The following is a 22851-nucleotide window of genomic DNA, read 5'->3' as shown; positions in this document are numbered from 1 at the left end:
GGGTTAAGACACCTCCCTTTCACGGAGGTAACAGGGGTTCGAATCCCCTACGGGTCACCATTATCATATTATCGCGGGGTGGAGCAGCACGGTAGCTCGTCGGGCTCATAACCCGAAGGTCGCAGGTTCAAATCCTGCCCCCGCAACCAACTTATATCAAATACTTCTTATGTGGAGCTGTGGTGTAGAGGCCTAACATGCCTGCCTGTCACGCAGGAGACCGCGGGTTCGAATCCCGTCAGCTCCGCCATTTATCTTTTATTGCTCGTTAATATATGCGGACGTGGCTCAGCGGTAGAGCATCGCCTTGCCAAGGCGAGGGTCGCGGGTTCGATTCCCGTCGTCCGCTCCATTACGATTTTGGCGCCATAGCCAAGTGGTAAGGCAGAGCTCTGCAAAAGCTTTACCCCTAGTTCGAGTCTAGGTGGCGCCTCCACTATATTTACTGCCGTGCCGGAGTGGCGGAATCGGCAGACGCACAGGACTTAAAATCCTGCGGTAGGTGACTACCGTACCAGTTCAAGTCTGGTCTTCGGCACCATCTTTACAACATATTTTGCGCCCTTAGCTCAGCTGGATAGAGCGTTTGACTACGAATCAAAAGGTCAGGAGTTCGAATCTCTTAGGGCGCGCCATATTGTTTGTCGGGACGTAGCTCAGCTTGGTAGAGCACCTGGTTTGGGACCAGGGGGTCGCATGTTCAAATCGTGTCGTCCCGACCATTCTATTACACATCATAGCCTTGATGACATTTATCTGTCATCAAGGCTTTTTTTGTTGTATGGTGGTATATGGATAAATGAGCAGGGGTGAGATGGATGTTTGGTTACGTTGCTGAATTTAATGACCACTATATCAAATTATTAGAAATGGCTGAATATGAAGAAAGCAGTAATGAACGTGATATTGCGTTCGAATACCAATCTGACCATCACGATGATTTACAACGATTGAAGCAGAAATATGATCTAGAGCAAGTTGCTGGGGACGGTGATGAACTCTCTCAGATTCTAAACCTAATGCGGTGGGTTGATGGGAGACTGCAACACGGAGATGTCATGCCGCCACAACCCTGTCATGCGTTGCATGTCTTGGATCTTGTGGAAAGGGAGTCTATCCCTATGAATTGCTACACGATTGCAACCGTCTTAAATGAAGTCTATTTGAGCATGGGCTTCTACGCACGCCGGGTCCACTGTCGGTCGTATGACGCTTATGACGGGGATAGTCATGTAATTACGTTAATATTCTCTAGAACCCTGAAGAAGTGGCTATATATGGACGCCTCTTGGAACACCTTTGTTACCGATGATCAAGGCGAACTACTCAGCCTGGAGGAATTCCGGTATCGGTTATCGCATCATCTTCCGGTGTGGGTGAATGGTGATCCATCCGTATCGGAATGGAGTACGTTCTATCTCGGCTATATGGCGAAGAACCTATTCTGGTTCATGTCCCCGCTGCAGAGTGAATATGATTATGAGGCATCACGTTTACATAAGACATATTGTGCACTGTTCCCAGCGCATTTCGAACCTATAGATCTGAGAAGTGATCCGCCAGAGAATATAAGCGTATGTATACGTCGTCATCCTAACCACTTCTGGACGCATCCTACTTGCAATACCGTGAATAGCTAGCAGCTTTCCCGTTCTATTTTTAACCAGAATACATCTGGGTCATGGGGGCACAATAGGAGAAACTGAAACTTGTCCAGATGGGTGGTCGCGATGAGAAGATTGACGCTATTGTTCTTAGCTCTGTTTTTATTCAGCAGCCTGACGGTGTCCGTAGGGGCTGAGCCTCATTATGCGAAGTGGGGTACACTTGCCGTGGCGGAGACGCAAAAGAGATATCATGCTAATATTATCGACTATAAATATATGGGCCGTACAGAAATCATGGCTAAGAAGTCCGAAGAGAAATTCAAGCTGTGGTTGAAAAGTAAAGACGGACATGAATTCGGCGTATTTGTCACCGTTCAATATGACCCTTCAACGGATGCCATTCAAACGATTCAGTTTAAGGTATCGGATCAATCATAAGATATAATCATGCCGCCTGATCATACAGGCGGTTTTTTTGACTAGAATTTATTACTTTTCAAGAGATTGCCGAAATCAAATTAGGGTGCAGGAACGCAGCGAGAAATGAACGGACACAGGAGACCTTAATTATGCAAAAGCACTCAAAATGCAGGACGAACGGACACAGCAGCTCTTATCATGCTAAACATAAGCTATAAACTCATGATTCGAATGGAATAAGGGCATCTAGGTCCGCAAAACGGCTAATCAATGAGCATAGCAAACAATAAGGTCTCTCAGGTCCGATGTACACAAAGAGTTTATTTAATTTGTCAAGATTTTGTACCTACGACAGCTGAAACGGAAACACCAACCTATCTCTCCTATCCACCAACGTATAGGTTCACACAATAAAGGACCGTCGGGTGATCCCCTGACGGTTTTTCTCATTCGAGGAATATCCGAAAGATAGCCAATCAACTGTTTCTTTAAAAAAACTTTACCTTTTCTTTCTTTTCTCTTAGTTTCCATTCTTTATACTATCGATAATAAGTTGAGAGATGGGAGAGATACAGATGAGCAGATATAAGGTAGCTGTCCTTTTTGGCGGAATGTCTACAGAACATCAGGTGTCATTACAATCTGCGGCAGCCGTCATTGATCATATACCGCATGACAAGTATGAAGTGATGTGCATCGGTATTACAGAGGAAGGCCAGTGGCTCCATTATGTAGGGGGGATCGATCGGATTCGGGATGGCAGTTGGCATCAGCAGGAGACATGCCGTACGGCAAGCATTCATGTTGATCGAAGTCAGCCAGGAATTCTGTTGTTAGGGGATGACGGGCAGTACAGCCACGTTCATGTGGATTGCGTGTTTCCAGTGTTACATGGCAAGAACGGAGAAGACGGCACGGTGCAGGGACTTCTGCAATTATCGGGCATCCCATACGTTGGTTGTGATACGGCCTCGTCCGCCGTGTCGATGGATAAAGTTTTTGCGCAGGATCTTGTGAAAAGTGCAGGGATCGCTACGACGGAGTATTTCTATGTAACGAAATCCACGTATGACGAGAAAAAGATGGATGCAAAGATTCAGGAGAGCTTTGGATATCCCATTTTCGTAAAGCCATCAAGCTCGGGGTCGTCTGTCGGCATTACGAAGGTGTATGATGCGGTATCGTTGGATCGGGCTGTGCAGCATGCTTTTATATATGACGGAAAAGTGATATGCGAAAAAGAAGTAAAAGGGATCGAAGTCGGCTGTGCCGTTTATGGTAATGATCAACTCGCGACAGGTGTGATTGGTGAGATCGAGCCTAGCCGTGATTTTCTCGACTATGACGACAAGTATCTATTAGGGGAAATTAAACAGCATGTCCCTGCCAGAATTAGTCCGGCATTACTTGATGCGGTGAGGCAGCGCGGCATGGAGGTATATCGCGTATTAGGCTGTAGAGGGATGGCGCGTGTCGATTTCTTCATCACCCCGGACGGTAAGATCTTATTTAATGAAATCAATACGATGCCAGGTTTTACGGCATCCAGCCGTTACCCTGCGATGATTGCGGCCGCTGGCATGTCCTATAGCGAATTAATTGATCGACTTATCGAGTTGGCAAGGGAGTAGCATGAGATGATAGAGAAACGTGACCATGCTTTAGATATGGCGAAGCTCGTCATGGCCGTATTGGTAATATGCATCCATACAGACCCGTTAGAGTCGTATACCGACACAGGCAATTTTATTCTGACGAGGGTGATCGCTCGGGTAGCGGTCCCCTTTTTCTTTATGGCTTCGGGGTATTATTTCTTCGTCAAGACTAGATCTCCAGCCCAATTGCTCCATTACCTAAAAAAGTTAGGGATCATGTATGTGGTGTGGAGCGCGATATACCTGATCGTGAACGGCTATACGTGGATGACGGAAGGGTTTTCGAGAGGGTGGATCCTGCAATATGTGAAACAGTTTTTCTTTGTCGGGAGCTACTATCATTTATGGTTCCTGCCGGCTTTGATGTTCGCCGTTGCCATCGTCTATTTCTTGCAAAAGCGGATGCCGCTATCCTCGGTCGTTACGATTTCACTCGTTCTGTATGGGGTTGGGTTGTTAGCGGATTCCTATTACGGGCTTGCCGCGCAGATTCCCGTCTTGCATCCCGTGATTGATAGGTACCTCGCAGTGTTTGAATACAGTCGGAATGGATTGTTTTTTGGGTTTCCTTTCGTTGCATTAGGGGCGTTCCTAGCTCACTATATTCCGCGTATGAAGCTGTCGCAGTCCTTTTGCGAATTCGGTCTGATTTTATCATTCGGATGGTTGATCATCGAAGCTGCGCTGCTCCGGTACGCAGAATGGCCGAGACATGACAGCATGTATCTGTTTCTCGTACCGACGGTGATCATGGGATTTATTCTCCTGATGAAGCTAGACATTCAAGAAAGACCCTTCTATAAATATGCTTCCGATATAAGTATGCTATTGTATTTGATTCACCCCGCCGTTCTGCTCGCGGTTCGCGTCGCCTCTCATCAGCTTCCTATGCTTAAGACAGATAGCTTGATGTATTTTACGGTGACCCTTATTCTTACATTCACGGCATCACATCTATGGTTAAGGAGGGAACGATATGTTGCAAAGACGAGCTTGGGCCGAAATTGATCTGGATCATGTGGCGTTTAATATCGCCCAAATTCGATCCATTCTCCCTTCACATACGGAGATGATGGCAGTTGTCAAAGCGAATGCCTACGGGCACGGAGTTCTTAGAATATCTCAGCTATTGGCTGAATTAGGAGTTACGAGGTTTGCGGTATCCAATCTTGACGAAGCCATTTCGTTAAGAGAATGCGGCATGACGGGCGATATCCTGGTTTTAGGATTCACCCCGCCCGAGGGATTTGACCAGCTCGCGGCTTATCGGATAACGCAGACGGTTTTTTCTCCAGCGTATGCAGACCTGTTGAATCAGTATGGAGTAGATCATCAAATTCGCTTTCCTATTCATGTTAAAATAGATACGGGCATGTACCGAATTGGTTTTGCTTATGACGACATGGACCTAGTGAAGAAGCTATTTACGTCTAAAGGGCTCCTCGTGCAAGGGATATTCACGCATTTCTCCGTCGCGGATCAGTTGAACCCCGCGGATCAGGCATATACACAGATGCAAGCAGATCGCTTCGATACCTGCCTGTACCAGCTTCGAAATTACCCCGTAGGAATGACACACGCGCAGAACAGCGCAGGCATCGTGAATTATCGGAACTATACCTATGATTTGGTTCGTCCGGGCATTCTTCTATTCGGCGTACCTTCGGGCGAACTCCGACAAAATATCCATTTGAAGCCGGCCATGCAGTTGAAGTCGACGGTTGCGATGGTCAAACAAGTTCCGAAAGGGGCTGAAATCGGGTATGGACGGGATTTTACAGCACATCGCAAGATGCGAATTGCCACGATTCCTATCGGTTATGCCGATGGATACCCGAGAAGCGTGTCTGGTAAAGGGGCCCAGGTATTAATTCATGGGCAATATGCTCGGATCATCGGCAAGGTATGTATGGATCAGCTCATGGTGGATGTCACAGATATCGAAGATGTCCGTGTTGGCGATACGGTTGTTCTCGTAGGAGAGGATCAAGGAAATACGATTTCCTTAGCATCATTATCGGAACTAGCTGGCACGATTACGAATGAGATGGTATGCCGAATATCGGCGCGTGTTCCTCGCGTTTATAGGGAACATGGAATTCAAGATACAGGGCAATAACGATGTTCGATTGGTTAGGAGCTAGGGCATAAAATGAATACGCAATATACACCAAGAACAAGACGAATTTTCTTACTCATTGTTATACTTATGTTCATACTAACTGCTTGCACGCAAAAAACGGCTCCACAGGATTCCAATATCTCCATGAAAGGGAATCAATTTACGAACAGCAGCAGTCGAGAAGGCTATGAGCCGATCGCGATTGTGAATCATATTTCTGACGGCTCGATGGACAGCATGGATAATTGGTTCACAAATCCGAATAATCGTGTATCCTCAGCTCATTTCGGCGTGAGCAGAGCCGGGGAGATACACCAATATGTGGATATACACCGTATGGCTTGGGCGAATGGACTCTCGGAAGAAGGGATCCTTCGGGCCGAGGCGGAAATCGTACGAGACCGGCCCAAGATTAATCCCAACCTATATACCGTATCCATTGAATATGAAGGAACAGATGGCGATCTAACGAAAGAACAGTTTGAAGCTAGTGTATGGTTACATCGTTATATTCAATCCGAAGTTCGGCGTATCTGGGGGAAAGAAATTATTCTGGATGAGCAGCATGTCATTGGGCATAATCAGATCGATCCATTGCGAAGACCGGATGACCCTGGCCCGAAGTTCCCATGGGAACGGTTATATCATGTGTTGAAGAACGGGAGCTCGTCTCCATCGACAGGGTAAGTTTGAACAATTCCTTAGAAAATCTTAAGCTTTTCTTTCTTTTCTCTTAGACTCCGCTCTTTATACTAGCAGTATTCTGTTAGATAGGAGCTAATATTAATGATGAAGATAAAATTCATAACTGGATTCTCCGTAATTTCTGCCATTTGCTCGGTACTGTTTCTAAAACATATAGATGAACCCTCCATACATGCTCAAGCTGCCTTGTTAATCGATGCATCTACAGGTGAAGTCTTCTATGAGAAAAATGCAGACACGCCGCTCGCAGCTGCGAGCATGTCGAAGATGATGACGGAGTACTTGGTGTTGGAACAATTGCATCAAGGCCGGTTGAAATGGGAGGATGAGGTTGCAATCACGGACTACGCAGCCAACACAGACGGTGTACGAATTCAATTGCATGCCGGGGAACAGGTGACTGTGCAGGATCTATATGCTGCGATGTTAATTCCATCTGCGAATAACGCTGCGGTAGCATTAGCCGAACATATTGCCGGATCTGAAGCGCAATTTACCGCAAGAATGAATGAGAAAGGCCAAGAGCTCGGATTAGAGAACTCTAATTTTATCAATGCGACGGGGTTAACCGAAGGCAATCAGGCTTCTACCATGACAGCCAAAGACCTTTCCAAGCTGGCACAAGCGCTGCTGCGCGATTTTCCTGAGGTGCTGGAGACGACAAGCCTGCCAACCTACACGTTAGGGTTCAGCGGAGAGCGAATTCAGAGTACGAATCACATGCTGCTGAAGCAGGATTTGGCTGTAGAGGGATTGGATGGATTGAAGACAGGATATACGAATAAGGCAGGGTACTGCTTCACGGGAACAGCGTCAAGAGATGGGCGCCGCTTCATCACCGTGGTTATGGGAACAAGCGATTCAGATGAGAGATTTGTTGAAACGCAGAAGTTATTCGCTTTGGGATTCCACACCGTTTACATCCCATCGTTCAGTTCCATACTACTAAAAGTCAAAGAAATAAAGGAGCAGTGGGTGTGAGTACAACGGTATTGATCGTCGATGACGATAAGGAAATCGCGGAACTGATTGAAGTGTACCTGCGGAACGAAGGCTATACCATTCATAAAGCACATGATGGCGAAGAGGCTCTAAAGAAGATGGAGAATTTGACGTTTCATTTACTGATTCTTGATATTATGATGCCTAAGATGGACGGGATGGAAGTGTGCAGACAGGTACGCAAAAAGAGTAATGTCCCGATTCTGATGCTGAGTGCGAAAGTGGAAGACATGGACAAGATTCTTGGCCTCATGACCGGTGCGGATGATTATATGATTAAGCCGTTCAACCCTCTTGAATTAACGGCACGGGTGAAAGCACTCTTGCGTAGGGCTAATTATCAGCAGGCATCCCAGAGCGAAGGAAGCTCGATTCACATTCAATCTCTTGTTATTAATAAAGAGAGCCATACCGTCAGTGTCGATGGAACCGTCGTCAAGTTAACTTCACTGGAATTTGATATCTTGTATCTGCTTGCGAGTAACCGTGGCCGCGTATTCGGTTCCGAAGAAATTTTCGAACGGGTGTGGAATGAATTGGGAGCAGGATCGAATAAAACGGTGATGGTGCATATTAGTAACCTTCGCGATAAATTAGAAGCTGCTGCGCCGGGAGAATCATTCATTCAGACCGTATGGGGGGTTGGCTATAAAATTGAAAAGTAACCCAATGTCTGTCCTTCGCAACATGTCGATTCTTAGAATCTTGGTATACCTCGCCACATCGGTGCTTATTGCGGGTACGACGCTGTATTTGCTAATGCCTTTCCAGTATTACTTCTACGGTCAATTGGGAGTCATTCGTTCCGTTGTGGATGTGGTCATGCGGTTCATACCTAGGCAGTTTATCTATATTCTTGTATTCATGGCCATCGTCAGTGTATGTCTAGCTCTATTCTATCGTCATGAGAAAAAACGTTACGTGACGATCCGAATACACCATATGATTGAAGAAGTGCGTTATATTGCTGCAGGGAATTTCCATCGGCAGGTGGAAGTGGTGGACAATTACGAGCTTGGCGCTCTTGCCGTCAATATTAATAATATCGTGGTTCAAGCGCAGAAATCGATGGAAGAAGAACGTATGGCCGAGAAAATTAAGAATGATCTCGTGACCAATGTGTCCCATGATTTGCGAACCCCGTTGACGTCGATCGTCGGATATCTGAATTTAATTAATGAAGATAAGTACCGCGATGAGGTGGAATTAAGATACTACACTCAAATTCTTCATGATAAAGTAACACGTCTGCATGAACTCATCAATGACTTGTTCGAATTTACGCGAATGCAGAATAAAGGGTTGATGCTGCACAAAGAACCGATCAATTTGGCAGAAATGCTCGACCAGCTGGCGGTGCAGTTCCATATTCAGTTCCAACAAGCGGGGATGGAGTGTCGGCAGAATTATGAGGTGCGTCATCCGATCGTACCGGCAGATGGTCGGAAGCTGGTCCGTGTTTTCGAAAATTTGATTTCCAATGCGATTACTTACGGCAAAGAAGGAAAATATATAGACATCAAGCTTCAGGATACGGAACAGGCCGTTATCGTGGATATCACGAATTATGGAGAGGGAATTCCAGCTATTGATCTACCGCATATTTTCGATCGATTCTATCGGGTTGAGAAATCCAGGTCCGAATACTCTGGCGGTTCCGGTCTAGGGCTCGCGATTGCGAAAAGTATTATGGATCTCCATGAGGGAGATATTCTCGTCAGCAGCGATATGGAGAGTACGACATTTCAGGTAAGACTCCCGAAGTAAGGGGGAGGATTGACAGTTGTTCAATTACCTAATATACTATATTTAAGTTAGTAACTAATTATATATGTTATGGGTAAGGAGGCGTTACGATGGTTATTCCATACTTGAATCGAATTAATGAGTTGTCCCGAAAAGAAAAGCAGGCTCCGTTAACCGCAGCAGAGAAAGAAGAACAACTTGAACTCCGCCAACGCTATTTAAAAGAAATACGCGGTTCGATGGAAAATACGGTGTTAGGGTTAACCGTCATTGATCCTATAGGCAATGATGTGACGCCGAATAAATTAAAAGCTGTTCAGATCCGGAAAAATTATTATTAATAAGCAGGCGATTTCCCATGGGAGATCGCCTTTTTCATGGATTCAGAATTCCGTATATCGAACAAAGGAAAGTACGATATCATGCGGATGATCCCCGAACCCCGAACCAAATAGATTCAGCCCGCGTGGGTTCTCCGCATCTTCCCGCACCTCAAAGCGTACGCGAATCGGGCGATTGAACGCTAAATTCAAGGCATCCATGGTCGTTGAAGTTGCTTCATGCCCATTTACGAGACTCCCTTGCTTCGTGACGCGCCATTCGGTAAGCATCCCGTATTCGGTGCCGCCCTTCCATCTGTCAGGCGATAGCTTGCCTTTGCGATCCCCGAAATCTCCCGGACTCGTCCATGTACCGACAGGCAAGTCATTAATGCTCACGGAAATATCCGAAGGCCACTCCTGCTGAAAGGCAGGCGCTTCCGAGCAAACTTCGGCACGGATACGCAGCTCATCCAAGGCTACCCCTGGCGGCATGGGATTCGCAAAATAGTATTCCACATAACCTATACCTGCGAACCATAACAATGAGGCTTCGGTTCGTTCCGGCATATAGAAGGCTCTAGGGTCATCCGTAGAACCAATCAGCGTACCGTCCCGTCCCGCCATGCCGCATGTAGGTTGGATGGAGCAATCGGAATACATCCCGATGGGCATATGGATTTCTTCTGTCCGATGCAGACCTTCCCCTGGCTTCGCAGGCAATTCCATGAAGATGGAGTGACAGGTGACGGAACAGATTTTCTCACGATTGGCTCCTTGGGTAGATACGACCAGATCGGCTTGTTCTAGGATCTGAATATTAATGGAAACGGTGGGTTGTGCAACACCTAGCGCTTCAGCAAGTTGACTGACACTCATCGATTTATCGCCAAGTGCTTCTAGAATGCGTACACGTACATCCCCCGAGAGTGCTTTGGCCACTTCGACGATTCGAGACGCGGGATACCGATTGGTTTCTTGTTTCAATTCGCTCATGGTTCATTTCCTTTTCTGAAGAAGAAATTGTTGTATTCAGTGTACAATGAAATAGATGTATTGTAAAACCACAATATATATTGCATATTTTATATACCGATGCTAGAATAGGGGCAAATCTGATAATTGAAAGGTTGTGCTCGTCCCATGACTACTCCTGTATTAGCTGCTGTGCAGACGGATATCCCTCGTCCAGAATACCCGCGTCCCGATTGGGCGCGTTCGGAATGGTTGAATTTGAATGGCGTGTGGTCGTTCCGGTTAGAGACAGAGGCTCAAGACGCACAAGGTTCATTGCAAAATGGTGATGTACAAAGCTTTAATGATGAAATTACAGTGCCTTTCTCTTGGGCAAGTCCGCTATCCGGGATCGGTCGGAATGAAAAAGGTATAGGATGGTATCGTCGCTCGATGAATTGGAAGCCGAGGGTGGAGGATTCTCGTATTTTTCTACGGTTTGGTGCCGTTGATTATGCTTGTGAGGTATGGATCAATGGGACACATGTGGGTGCACATCAAGGAGGTTACGGAACCTTTGAATTCGATGTCACATCGGTATGGATGACCGAGGCTGAGAATATCATTGTCGTTCGGGCAGAGGATTGGGATCACAATTATCAAGCACGCGGAAAGCAAGGGTATGGTGAAATTCGCGGCATATGGCAGCCTGTATGGCTTGAAGCTAGACCGCAAACCTATGTACAGCACGCTAAATTTCATACATCGATCGATGGGCAAATTTCGTTAATGACCCGTATTGTTGCGCAAGAAGCGGGAGCAGCTACACTTCGTTTATCCTTCGGGGATTGCGCGATTCAGCATGAGGCCGTGTTCGAACTGACCGAAGGTGTGAATGAAGTGAAGACCGGCTTTGTCGTTCAAGATCCACAATTATGGTCACCGGAAACCCCGCATTTGTATGAAGGGGAACTTTGCCTTGCTGGTTCTTTTGGCGAAGATGTGATTCATACGTATTTTGGGATCCGTGAGATCGGTACGGCCAGGTTCAATGGACGGGAGCATCGCTGGATCACCCTAAACGGCAAACCGGTCTATTTGAATGGTACGTTAGATCAATCCTATCATCAGACAGGGTATTTCACCTATCCTACCGATGAAGAGATGCGTGATGAAATCTATCTGATGAAACGTCTCGGCTTGAACTTCGTCCGTATTCATATCAAACCGGAAGAACCGCGTAAGCTGTACTGGGCCGATAAATTAGGGATTCTTGTGATGGAGGACATGCCGTGCTTCTGGGGAAATCCGAATGAGAGCGCACGCGCTTCCTATGAAGGCGAAGCACTCGAAGTCATCGAACGGGATTACAATCATCCATCCATCTTCTCTTGGGTCATGTTCAATGAGACGTGGGGGTTAAAGACGGACCCTCAATCGGCGGGGCTAACGGGGGATGCATCACAGCCGAGCAGCTATTTGCCCGAGACGCAGGCGTGGGTTCGCGAGAAATACCATTGGGCGAAGCAAATCGACCCTACGCGGATTGTCGAAGACAATTCGCCGTGCAATTATGATCACGTGGAGACCGATATCAATACATGGCATTTTTATATCAACGGGTACGAGGAAGTTCGCCAACATCTCCATGAAATCACGGCGAAGACGTATCCAGGATCCGATTTTAACTGTATTGGCGGCAATGTGCAGTCGGATGCACCGCTCATGAATAGTGAATGCGGAAACGTATGGGGGATTGAGGGCGGCGCAGGCGATAGCGACTTGGCCTGGCATTACCGTTATATGCTGAATGAATTCCGTCGGCACGACAAGCTGTGCGGCTTCGTATTCACGGAATTCCGTGATGTAACGAATGAGTTCAACGGCTACTATCGGCTTGACGGCTCGGATAAACAATTCGGATATGAAGCTTTCGTGCCGGGAATGACGATCGCGGACTTGCATGCGCCGGATTTCATCGTATTGGATGCACCGCCATGTCAGACCGTTGTGCAAGGAGCATCGGTATCCGTTCCATTGCTGCGTTCGAGTTATTCCGATGCATATCATGGGCAGACGGTTCGACTTGCATGGGAGCTATCCTATGACAATCTGGGGACTCGAATCGTGGCTGAGCATGGCGCAGTGGAAATCGAGTGGGACGGATATGGGGTTAACGCGCTGGAGGCATTGACCTTGCATATGCCGCATCAGGATGCTGTGGCGGTATTAGGGATTCGATTGATGAGTGCCGAGGGGAAAGTCCTCACACGGAACTTTATTACATTTGATGTTCGCAGCGGCGATGAGAACGGGGTATATGATGCGGAAGGTGGATTCGTTAGCGTGCCGGTATCTCGCTTTGAAGAGCATACCTTCCCGTACATGTGGGAAGCCGTGCAGGGCGCGAAAGTGAATGGCGGAGAAGCCGGGCATTTCGTCTATGACGTGCAGCTTCCTGACCATGAATCACAAGCGATGATTGGCGAGCTCGATATTTTATTCGAAGCGAGCGCCAAGCGTCTACTGGCAAGGAACGTGGAGGGTTCGCGGTTCCGCAATCATGATATTAACTTCATGCACGGTGCTTCGGCAGATGTCGAATATAATCCGAACACCTATTATATGACGGATGACGAGCAGCATGCGTCCCGTGTTCACGTACTCGTAAATGGAGAGAAAATTGGTGCGTTCGTCCTGGCAGACGATCCGGCAGATAGTCGGGGCGTGTTGTCTTGGCACTATCAACCGCTTCATAATCGCTTGGACGAAGCGGGTTCTTATGGGTACTTATGCCAAGCGCAAGTACCGGGGCGGCTTGCAGCGAAGCTGGATCGCGAGCGCTGCTTCCGATTAGAACTGCAGGCGGAAGAAGGCGGCTTAAGCTTATATGGACGTAACGCAGGTCGCTATCCTATCGATGTGCTCATTCGTTATCGTTAATAGCTTGATGTAGTTGATAGGGAACTAAGCAAAAGGTTGAATGGGCTCAGAGTAGAATGTCTCTGGGCTATTCAACCTTTTTACCACATAAGCGATAAAAGCTACATCTAATCGCGGTCGCTCGTCTTCGAAAGGCCGAGAATAGAGGTTTTCTCAAGATTATAGAATTTATATATTTTCGAGAGATTACTGAAATCAAAAAAAGGGTGCAGGGAGCGGCGCGAGAAATGAACGGACACAGGAGCCCTTATTATGCAAAAAGCATTCAAAATGCTGATTGAACGGACACAGGAGCCCTTATTCTACAAAAAGCATTCAAAATGCTGGTTGAACGGACACAGGAGCCCTTATTCTCCTATAAATAGGGTATATACTCATTATTAATATAGAATAAGGGCATCTATGTCCGCAAAAGCGGCTAATCTGTGAGTATAGCAAAGAATAAGGTCTCTCATTTCCGCCTTTGCTCCCGGATTTCTACGACAGTTGATTTGAAACACCAACCCGCCTCTCCTATCGGCCAACGTATAGGTTTACACAATAAAGAACCGTCGGGTGACCTTCCCTGACGGTTTTTCTCACTTGTGCTTCTCACGCTTGGATGGAACAAATCCATACATGCGGCGATGCAAGCGTGTAAAATAGGTCGGTTCCATACCGACATAGGCAGCGGCCTGCCGAATCGTCATATCCGCATTTTCATGCAGTAAGGTTAGCGCGCTATGCATCCGAATGTGCTGCAAATATTGGAGCGGCGTCTGCCCCAACTCTTCGCGGAACAAGCGAGTAAGCTGCTTCTGAGAATAACCGATGTGTGCGGCAAGATCTGCAATCGAGATATGCCGATTCAGATGATCATGCAAGAATCGAATGGCAAGGTCTACGGCGGTCTCCCGATACCGCTCTCTTCGATGGAACAGAGGTATGGGTGCGCCTTCATCAGGTTGTATCTGTTTCTTAATCATGAGACACAGGGAGAATAACGTCTCGGTTGTCGACCAAGGGTCATAGTCCGGACCGGATTGTAACCAGATCTGCTCAATCATCGGCAGAACCTCATCAGGATTGGATATATAAGCTTGCATCGGAGACGGGCCGAATCCCCAATCGGTCATCATGCCGCTTCGCTGCTCGACGAAGGTGACATATCCGGCATGCCAGGCTTCTCCGCGTAACGGCATGTATTCATGAGGGAACCCTTCCGGAATGTACAGGAGGGAGTTAGGTTCTAAGATGTCCCATTTGTCCTGTCCCAGCTTGCGAAACCGCCCTCTTCCCGAAAAGGTAAAGAACAGCTGCTTGGCGGAGAAGCCGTTGAGACGCGTGATAGGAAGCTGCAGGTCCGTTCCAACCGTATACACGGCAAATGGAATATCGGAGGTAATGCTATTCTGTAAATTACTGCGAAGCGGCAATCTCTTCAATTCGAAGGTACCCCCTATATTAAAATGTCCATTTTGTACGAGTGTTTGTCCGTTTTGTATTCTATGATTAGATCGTAACTCACATCTATAATAAGAGCAAATCGAACTAACCAAAGGAGTGCTCTGCTGCTATGTTGAATCAGCTCATGAACTACGTGGAACAACCTGACCTATTACAAATCAATCGATTGCCTGCCCGAGCGCACTACATTCCCTATCAGGATCTAGAACAAGCTAAACGCGGCAAACGCGGACAATCATCCGCATATCAGACGTTGAATGGGAATTGGAAGTTTCAATATCATGCCAGCGTAAAGGACGTTCAAGAGGGGTTCTATGAATCCGTGACCGATGTTAGCCACTGGGATGATCTGATCGTACCTTCCTGTTGGCAGACGCAAGGTTATGACCAACTTCATTATACGAACGTAAATTATCCGATCCCATGCGATCCGCCTTATGTACCGGACGAGAACCCTGCAGGCGTGTATGTACGGGATTTCCAGATTCCGGCTTCGTGGCAGAACCAAGAAACATATGTCATGTTCGAAGGGGTGAATTCCTGCTTCTATCTGTGGGTGAACGGGACGTTCGTTGGCTATAGCCAAGGCAGCCGTATCCCTGCGGAATTCCAAATATCGGAGTATGTGCAGCCCGGACGCAATCGGATGGCCGTCCTCGTATTGAAATGGTGTGACGGAACCTATTTAGAGGATCAAGATGCATGGCGGTATTCCGGCATCTATCGCGATGTGTATCTCTTATCCCGTGAGAAGACGCATATTCGCGATGTGTTCGCGAAGAGCGAGCTTACAGAGGATCTCAAGCAAGCAACTGTGCAAATCGAGATTCAAGCGACGGGGCCGATCCCTGTGAAGGCCGAATTAAAAGATGCGAACGGAGAGATTGTTGCTGCAGCGGAATCCACCATTGAAGGCCAAGGAAGCCTAACGCTTTCCTTGACACAGCCGAAGCTATGGAATGCAGAGGCACCATACCTCTATGATTTATACGTACAGGGCGGACAAGAAGTGCTCATGTTCCCAACGGGATTCCGTTGGGTTGAAGTTCGTGACGGCGTATTCTGCGTGAATGGCCAAGCGGTGAAGCTCAAAGGGGTCAACCGGCATGACTCGCATCCTACATTAGGACAGACTATTCCACTGAATCATATGATTCAAGATTTGAAGCTGATGAAGCAGCATAATATCAATACGATCCGCACCTCGCATTACCCGAATGATCCGCGGTTCCTTACGCTGTGCGATCAATACGGCTTCTATGTAGTCGATGAAGCCGATTTAGAGTGTCATGGGATGGGTGCAGCGGGCGCTTGGCATCAACTTTCTAGCGATCCTGCATGGCATGACGCGTATCTTGAACGCGCGGTTCGGATGGTAGAGCGAGACAAAAACCATGCGTCCATCGTCATGTGGTCTTTAGGAAATGAGTCTGGATATGGGCCGAACCACGTCGCCATGGCGGCTTGGATTAAATCGAGGGATACGTCACGCCTTGTCCATTATGAAGGGTTTGTTCATAACGAGGGCGAGGCACATGGCGAATATTTGGATATGGATAGCCGCATGTATTCTTCGGTACAAGAGACAGAAGCCTTCGCCATAGACCCGAACCGGACGAAGCCATTTTTCCTTTGTGAATACAGCCATGCCATGGGGAACGGTCCTGGCGACCTCAAGGATTACTGGGATCTGATCTACAAGTATCCGAAGCTCATGGGCGGTTGTGTGTGGGAATGGTGTGACCACGGCATTGCGACGGTGACACCGAAGGGAGAAGCCTATTTTGCTTACGGCGGCGACTTCGGAGATCAACCGAATGACGGGAACTTCTGTATCGATGGGTTGGTATCCCCTGACCGTCAACCGCATACGGGGTTATTAGAATTGAAACAAGTAATTGCACCGGTACACATCGAAGCCGTGGACATGCAACAAGGTATATTCGAAATCACGAACCGGTATGACTTTATCGATCTATCCCATCTAGCGTTAAGCTGGAGAATCGAGCAAGAAGGGCGTCTGCTGGAGCAGGGTCAGATCTGGCAGCTTCAAGCTGCTCCGCACGCAACAGCGTCGATTACCCTGCCGTATCACCTTCCAGCGAATGTCGATGATCGGACTTACTTAACCTTATCAATCTGGCAAAATCAAGACAACGCATGGGCGTCTATCGGCCATGAAATCACATTTGCTCAATTCCAGTTGGGTGCCGTCCAACCTGCTAGCGAAAAGCAAGGGACAACGTTCATAGGAAGCGATGAAGCGATCCACGTGGAAGAACAAGAGGGATTGTTGATCGTCCGTGGTTTTGACTTCGAACACGTCTTCGATCTTCAAGCAGGCGTGATCCGTGCGATGTCCAAACACGGGGTAGCCTTATTGACGAAGCCTGCCCGGTATCAGATTTGGCGTGCGCCGATCGATAATGACCGGAATGTTCGCCATTCATGGGAGAATGAGGGCTACCACCGCGCGCAAATGAAAGTGTACAGCAGCGCATGGAATCAGCCGAATCCGTCAACGGTCGAGATTCAGGTCAGCTTTTCGCTAGGCGCCTATATCCGTTATCCATTCCTGCGTGGTGAAGCACGATGGAGCATCGATACCAGTGGGGGCCTGCATGTGAAGACGGATGTTACGGTCCGGGAGGGGATCCCGTTCTTGCCGCGGTTTGGGCTGGAACTCACCATGCCGAAGGGGACAGAAGAAGTAGAATACTACGGCTTAGGCCCGCACGAGAGTTATATCGACAAACGTCAGAGCGTTCGCAAAGGCAAATACCTCCTCACGGTCGATGAGATGTTCGAATCCTATGTAATGCCGCAAGAGAATGGTTCGCGGTTCGGTACGGAATGGGCTATCGTGTCCAATGCGTTGGGCATGGGACTTCATTTGTCCTCGACGGATACGTTCTCCTTCAATGCGTCTCATTTTACGCCGGAGGATCTGACGGAAGCGCAGCATACGTATGAACTTGCGAAGCGTGCCGAGACCATCGTTCAGATCGATTACAAGATGAGCGGCGTTGGCTCCAATTCTTGCGGTCCTGAGCTGCTGGAAGCTTACCGGATGGACGATAAGCAATTTACGTGTGAATTTATGCTGCGACCTATTTTCAAAGAAGACGAATAATCCAAGACGAAGGCATGGGCTAAAAGAATTTTTAGTTCATGCCTTCTTTGTGCAAAACGGTCAAAATCGTTCACGAATAGCTATAAATTCTACATTTTCAGGGGACTTGATGTGAGATATGATTCTACGTAACTCTTCTCGAGGGGGAGGTGAATAGAAACACGCAAGTGGCGGTAACGCTCGTCTGTTTGTTGAGATGTCATGAAATGATAAAAGGAGGCAATCCATGAATCGAAGTCATGAAGCAACAGGGATCAGATCTACCCGTAAACAAGTCCTGAAGATACTCTCAGGCTTACTTGCATTAACCTTGCTATTCCCATCCTTTACGCAAGTACAAGCTGCAGGAACGCTAGACGAATATGATGCGATGCGAACGAAATGGTTCACTTATTTAACGGGCGGTACCGAATATCAGGTGAATGATCCCGATATCGCCGCCAATATCCAAGAGAAACTGCTCGAGGTAGCAAATGCCGAGGGGACAGGTGTCTGGGATACGATGAACAAAGCCGGCAATCGTACATATTTATGGAGTGATTTGCAGAGTACCACGGATTCGAGTCAGATGACATCGCATTTTACGCGTCTGAAGAAGATGGCGATTGTGTATAACACGTACGGTTCCCCCCTGTATCGGGATGAAAGTTTGAAAAACGATATTCTGAGCGCGATGGATTGGGCGTACACGAACCGGTATCACGAGAGCAAGAGCGAGTACAATAACTGGTGGGATTGGGAGATTGGCGCACCCCAGCTTGTGAACGACCTGCTTGTTCTGATGTATGACCATTTAACGCAGACCCAGATAAATAACTATATACGTGCCATTGACCGCTTCGTACCGAATCCGAGTATACGAACGGTGAGCGGCGTGACTGAAACTGGCGCGAATCTATTGGATAAGGCCTTTGTGGTGACCCTGCGGGGCATCATTGGCAAATCGAGCGCAAAAATTACGCAAGGCCGGGACTCGATGAAGCCCGCTTTTTTATATGTTCAGACCGGGGACGGATTTTATGAAGACGGTTCCTTTGTTCAGCATACCTATGTGGCATATACGGGAGGTTATGGTGCGGTCCTGATGGGACGGATTGCCGATCTGTTTTATTTGCTCAAAGATACCTCTTGGCGCATTACAGACCCGAATGCAGACAATGTATTCCGTTGGGTAAAAGAAGGCTTTGAGCCCTTGATCTATAAAGGGGCGATCATGGACAACGTGCGGGGACGCGGCGTTTCGCGGCAGAAGAGCAGCGACCATACGACAGGCCGAGGCATCGTGCTTGCCACGCTCCGTCTGGCGGAAGGAGCTCCACCGGATCAAGCGCTGCAGCTCAAACGAATGGTGAAAGAGTGGATCGCCTCTGACACGTCTTTCGATAATTATTTCATGAATGCAGGCATATTCGAGATGATTCTCGGCAAGAAGCTTATGAACGATGCCACCATTGAACGACGTGGAGAACTCGTCGGCCATTATCAGTTCCCGGGCATGGATCGCGTCGTGCAGTCACGTGAGGATTTCAGCTACGGGATCAGCATGTTCTCGCCGCGCATATCGTCCTTTGAATTTGGTAACGGTGAGAACTTAAAAGGCTGGTTCACAGGACTTGGCATGACGAGTCTCTATAATAGCGATATCCAGCAATTTAGCGGCAATTACTGGGCGACGGCAGATATGTATCGTCTACCTGGGACGACGACGGATGGATCGGGAAGCGGGACGCCCGTACAGTGGAAGAACTATGCGAATCCGTATACCTGGGTTGGGGGTTCTGCTGTCGACGGACTTCATGGTTCCGTCGGGATGCAATTCACCAATGCTCAGAATACGGGTTCTCCGCTGCAAGGAAAGAAATCATGGTTCATGTTCGGCGATCAAATCGTAGCCCTCGGGTCAGGCATTACGAGTACAGATACGCGCCATGTAGAGACAATCGTGGAGAATCGGAAGCTGAATGCGAACGGAGATAATCGACTGACGGTGGACGGCACGGCGAAACCAAGCTCCGCAGGCTGGTCCGAGCAAATGAATAACGTCTCATGGGCGCATCTTGCGGGTTCGGTCCCAGGCTCCGACGTTGGTTATTACTTCCCGGGTAAAGCTGCAATCACGGGGCTTCGCGAAGCAAGAACGGCGAATTGGAAGCAAGTGAATACGGGGAATACGGACGATCCGGTCACGGATTCCTATCTGAGTATGGCATTTGACCATGGCAATACGCCGACGAATGCCTCCTATGCTTATGTGCTTCTGCCGAACAAAGACGCCGCGGCTACGGCAAGTTATGCCGCGAATCCGGAAATTCAAATTTTGGAGAATTCTACAGAGGCACATGCGGTGATGGATACGGCGCTGCATGCGATGGGGGCAAACTTCTGGAATGATGCGACGAAGACCATCACATGGAACGGCCAACCGTTGATGACGAGCGACAAGAAGGCTTCGGTTACGACGATGGAGGAGGATGGTCAACTCCATATTGGAATCTCCGATCCGACGAAGGCGAATACGGGCACCATTCAACTTGAGATCAACAAGAGCGCAACAGGAATCATTTCTCTCGACCCGCAAGTGAAGATTACGCAGCTGCAGCCTACCATTAAGTTGTCCGTGAACACGGCAGGGGCCTTCGGGAAGACGTTGACAGCCAAACTGAATGTTGGTGCCACAACCGTTCCTGCTGCACCGGTCTTGAATCGTGCCGAAGGCAGCATGTCGCAAGTCGAATTAACTTGGACAGGGGTAAGTGGTGCGTCGGGGTATCGCGTAAAATACGGTACGAAATCTGGCAGCTATACGAAATCCATCGATGTGAACACATTAGGGACGACGAATACGTATGCCGTCCCTGGCCTCACGAACGGCAAGACATATTATTTCGCGGTATCTGCTGTCAATGCTTCCGGCGAGAGTCCGATATCAAATGAGCTATCCGCGAAGCCAACATGGACCATTGCTCTTTTGCCTGAAGCGGATGCTTATGTTCGGGATGGATCCTATGCAAACACCAATTATGGCCAGGATGCAAGCTTAGTTGTGAAACAGGACGGGGCAGGGTATTCACGGCAGTCGTACATGATGTTCGATCTGTCTTCGGTTTCCAGTCCGGTGCAGAGCGCGAAGGTTTCGCTGTCATCCCTCGGGACGCGGGTAGCGGATATGACACACCAAGCGCTGTTGGTCAGCGACCATAGCTGGAAGGAATCAACCCTTACATGGAATAATAAGCCTGCGGGCGGAGAGGTTGTTGCGAGTTGGACGGCACCGGAGTTAGGGGTTCCTGCGCTGATCGACGTGACGGAACAAGTGAATACTGCGCTAGCAGGGGATAAGAAGCTGTCACTGCTTATCTTATCCAAGGCGAACTACGGTTCGAACGGGGATGTCAGTTACGCTTCAAAAGAACATGGGACGGCGGCTTACCGCCCCGTACTGGATATAACTGCGGCAGCAGCATCTGCTGAGCTCTCGACTACGCTGGAAAGTCAACAAGAATCGGTTGATGCAGGCAAGGAATTCCAAGTTACATTGGGTCTGAACAACGTGACGCAAGCTGCAATGGCACAGGATATTACGATGGCTTACGATCATCAAGTGATGGATTTTAGTGCAGCTAAATCCTTGATCCCAGGCGTTTCGCTCATCGAGCCGATTCAGCAATCGCCGGGCCATCTTCGCATGATTATTGTAAGCGAAGGCGTGACGAATGCGGTTTACGGTGATGAACAAGTCATCGAGCTTACGTTCCGGGCAAAGGAAGTTGAAGAGCAGAAGCGCGGCGTCATTTCGGTAACGCGTGCGATTCTGGCGGATATGCAAGGTGAGGAGAAGACGGCAGCAAACGCTGAGGTGAGCATTCAAGTTCATGCCGCGGAGCCGGGAATTCCGGGCGATTTGAATGGTGATCAGAAAGTTACCATCGGCGATCTAGCGATTGTCGCAGCGAGCTACGGTAAGCATACCGGCAGTCCGGATTGGGCACAAGTGAAGAAAGCCGATATCAACGGTGACGGCGTGATTGACATTAAAGATCTTGCAGAAGTAGCTGCGAAAATTATTCTTTAATCCTGTATGGCCAATGAAGCCTGTCCTCAAGCCCAACGAAACAAAGGGTTTGAGAGCAGGCTTTTTTTGGGGCATCATCACGCGGGCCGTAAAATGTCTTTTTGTAAATGCTTCTGTTAAAATGAAAGGAACTCTAACTTAGAAAGAAGGGTTTCCATGTTGTTCTACCTGATTGCGATGGTCGTTGTGATCTTCGATCAAATTGCTAAAATTCTAGTGCGAATGCATATTCCGCTCGGTCAAGATATCGTACTCTGGAATATTCATCTGACCCATTATGAGAATACAGGCATGGCAGGAAGCATGTTCCAGGGCTATGCCCGATTGTTCGGCGTCATTGCGATTCTGTTCGTCGTTGGCGTGATGTATTACCGGAGAAAGCCGGAGTTCCGCGGCCGGTTCATGGATATCATCGCGGGATTTTTCGTAGGCGGCGCCATTGGCAACGGGATCGACCGATTGGCGTTCGGCCAAGTAACGGATTTTTTGGTATCGCGTTCGGGTCGCGGCATTCTGAATTTTGCGGATCATGCGATTAACATCGGTGCGGTGTTACTCATCCTATATGTGTTGACATCCTTTGTTAAAAAGAAAATGTGTGCGTCGCATTAGCAGATATGTTTGTAAATTCTACGATCCTGCTTGACATTAATTTTGGATTTCTGTATGATGCTAATAATTTATCCAGAACTGATATCCTAATATTGATGAATGGGATAGTATTCC

At 48.1% G+C, this 22851-nt stretch carries 16 protein-coding genes, 7 tRNA genes and 1 other annotated feature (1 of these 24 cut by a window edge); of the genes, 21 read left to right on the top strand and 2 right to left on the bottom strand.

The annotated features are described in order from the left end of the window. The first annotated feature begins 72 nt into the window (after positions 1-72). The 17 genes from BVG16_RS26560 to BVG16_RS26480 all read left to right on the top strand — a co-directional run bounded on the left by BVG16_RS26560 (position 73) and on the right by BVG16_RS26480 (position 9598). Positions 73-149 (top strand) — tRNA-Met (locus tag BVG16_RS26560). 24 nt (positions 150-173) lie between these two features. Next, positions 174-250 (top strand) — tRNA-Asp (locus BVG16_RS26555). A 27-nt stretch (positions 251-277) separates the two neighbouring features. Further along, positions 278-352 (top strand) — tRNA-Gly (locus BVG16_RS26550). A 10-nt stretch (positions 353-362) separates the two neighbouring features. Next, positions 363-436, top strand: a tRNA-Cys gene (locus BVG16_RS26545). A 16-nt stretch (positions 437-452) separates the two neighbouring features. Continuing rightward, positions 453-541: transfer RNA gene (locus BVG16_RS26540), tRNA-Leu, on the top strand. A gap of 17 nt (positions 542-558) precedes the next feature. Next, a tRNA-Arg gene (locus tag BVG16_RS26535) sits at positions 559-635 on the top strand. A gap of 10 nt (positions 636-645) precedes the next feature. Further along, positions 646-722, top strand: a tRNA-Pro gene (locus tag BVG16_RS26530). A 96-nt stretch (positions 723-818) separates the two neighbouring features. Further along, the gene (locus BVG16_RS26525) at positions 819-1640 is read left to right on the top strand and encodes a hypothetical protein (protein WP_078502221.1); all 822 of its coding nucleotides are present in this window, start codon (positions 819-821) and stop codon (positions 1638-1640) included. 69 nt (positions 1641-1709) lie between these two features. Further along, positions 1710-2045, top strand: coding sequence for a DUF3889 domain-containing protein (locus tag BVG16_RS26520; RefSeq protein ID WP_233147180.1), 336 nt, complete (start codon positions 1710-1712; stop codon positions 2043-2045). A gap of 557 nt (positions 2046-2602) precedes the next feature. Next, positions 2603-3658, top strand: a complete 1056-nt coding sequence (locus BVG16_RS26515) for a D-alanine--D-alanine ligase family protein (protein ID WP_078502220.1) — start codon at positions 2603-2605, stop codon at positions 3656-3658. A 6-nt stretch (positions 3659-3664) separates the two neighbouring features. After that, positions 3665-4690: an acyltransferase gene (locus tag BVG16_RS26510; protein ID WP_078502219.1), complete on the top strand. Its 1026-nt coding sequence runs from the start codon at positions 3665-3667 to the stop codon at positions 4688-4690. Continuing rightward, a complete protein-coding gene (gene alr, locus BVG16_RS26505; RefSeq protein ID WP_078502218.1) occupies positions 4659-5801 on the top strand; it encodes an alanine racemase in 1143 nt (380 codons plus the stop codon). The genes BVG16_RS26510 and alr overlap by 32 nt, the downstream gene beginning before the upstream one ends. Positions 5802-5834: 33 nt before the next feature. Beyond that, positions 5835-6491: an N-acetylmuramoyl-L-alanine amidase gene (locus BVG16_RS26500; protein WP_233147179.1), complete on the top strand. Its 657-nt coding sequence runs from the start codon at positions 5835-5837 to the stop codon at positions 6489-6491. A 99-nt stretch (positions 6492-6590) separates the two neighbouring features. Continuing rightward, a complete protein-coding gene (locus tag BVG16_RS26495; protein ID WP_078502217.1) occupies positions 6591-7490 on the top strand; it encodes a D-alanyl-D-alanine carboxypeptidase family protein in 900 nt (299 codons plus the stop codon). Next, positions 7487-8176, top strand: a complete 690-nt coding sequence (locus tag BVG16_RS26490; RefSeq protein WP_078502216.1) for a response regulator transcription factor — start codon at positions 7487-7489, stop codon at positions 8174-8176. Before BVG16_RS26495 ends, BVG16_RS26490 begins: the two co-directional genes overlap by 4 nt. 157 nt (positions 8177-8333) lie before the next feature. Beyond that, a complete protein-coding gene (locus tag BVG16_RS26485; RefSeq protein WP_233147181.1) occupies positions 8334-9278 on the top strand; it encodes a HAMP domain-containing sensor histidine kinase in 945 nt (314 codons plus the stop codon). Between the two features lie 89 nt (positions 9279-9367). After that, positions 9368-9598 carry a DUF896 domain-containing protein gene (locus BVG16_RS26480; RefSeq protein WP_078502215.1) on the top strand — a complete coding sequence of 77 codons (231 nt, stop codon included), beginning with the start codon at positions 9368-9370 and terminating at the stop codon, positions 9596-9598. A 42-nt stretch (positions 9599-9640) separates the two neighbouring features. On the opposite strand, the gene BVG16_RS26475 is transcribed toward BVG16_RS26480, so the two are convergent. Then, positions 9641-10573 carry an ArsR/SmtB family transcription factor gene (locus tag BVG16_RS26475; protein ID WP_078502214.1) on the bottom strand — a complete coding sequence of 311 codons (933 nt, stop codon included), beginning with the start codon at positions 10571-10573 and terminating at the stop codon, positions 9641-9643. A 147-nt stretch (positions 10574-10720) separates the two neighbouring features. Here BVG16_RS26475 and BVG16_RS26470 point away from each other — a divergent pair, with 147 nt between their 5' ends. Beyond that, the gene (locus BVG16_RS26470) at positions 10721-13474 is read left to right on the top strand and encodes a glycoside hydrolase family 2 protein (RefSeq protein ID WP_078502213.1); all 2754 of its coding nucleotides are present in this window, start codon (positions 10721-10723) and stop codon (positions 13472-13474) included. 578 nt (positions 13475-14052) lie between these two features. Here the strand turns inward: BVG16_RS26470 and BVG16_RS26465 are convergent. Beyond that, a complete protein-coding gene (locus tag BVG16_RS26465) occupies positions 14053-14898 on the bottom strand; it encodes an AraC family transcriptional regulator (protein WP_078502212.1) in 846 nt (281 codons plus the stop codon). Between the two features lie 131 nt (positions 14899-15029). On the opposite strand from BVG16_RS26465, the gene BVG16_RS26460 reads away from it, so the two are divergent. The 3 genes from BVG16_RS26460 to lspA all read left to right on the top strand — a co-directional run bounded on the left by BVG16_RS26460 (position 15030) and on the right by lspA (position 22737). After that, positions 15030-18053: a glycoside hydrolase family 2 TIM barrel-domain containing protein gene (locus BVG16_RS26460; RefSeq protein ID WP_078502211.1), complete on the top strand. Its 3024-nt coding sequence runs from the start codon at positions 15030-15032 to the stop codon at positions 18051-18053. Positions 18054-18279: 226 nt separating this feature from the next. Then, positions 18280-22125, top strand: coding sequence for a polysaccharide lyase family 8 super-sandwich domain-containing protein (locus tag BVG16_RS26455; protein ID WP_078502210.1), 3846 nt, complete (start codon positions 18280-18282; stop codon positions 22123-22125). A 156-nt stretch (positions 22126-22281) separates the two neighbouring features. Next, the gene (gene lspA / locus BVG16_RS26450; RefSeq protein ID WP_078502209.1) at positions 22282-22737 is read left to right on the top strand and encodes a signal peptidase II; all 456 of its coding nucleotides are present in this window, start codon (positions 22282-22284) and stop codon (positions 22735-22737) included. Positions 22738-22823: 86 nt separating this feature from the next. Next, positions 22824-22851, top strand: a binding site (T-box leader); it runs 202 nt beyond the window's last position.

Origin of the sequence: Paenibacillus selenitireducens, assembly GCF_002021565.1 — a bacterium.
GTDB lineage: Bacteria > Bacillota > Bacilli > Paenibacillales > Paenibacillaceae > Paenibacillus_K > Paenibacillus_K selenitireducens.
The sequence above is the reverse complement of the archived record's forward strand: the minus strand, read 5'-3'. Positions and strand labels throughout refer to the sequence as shown.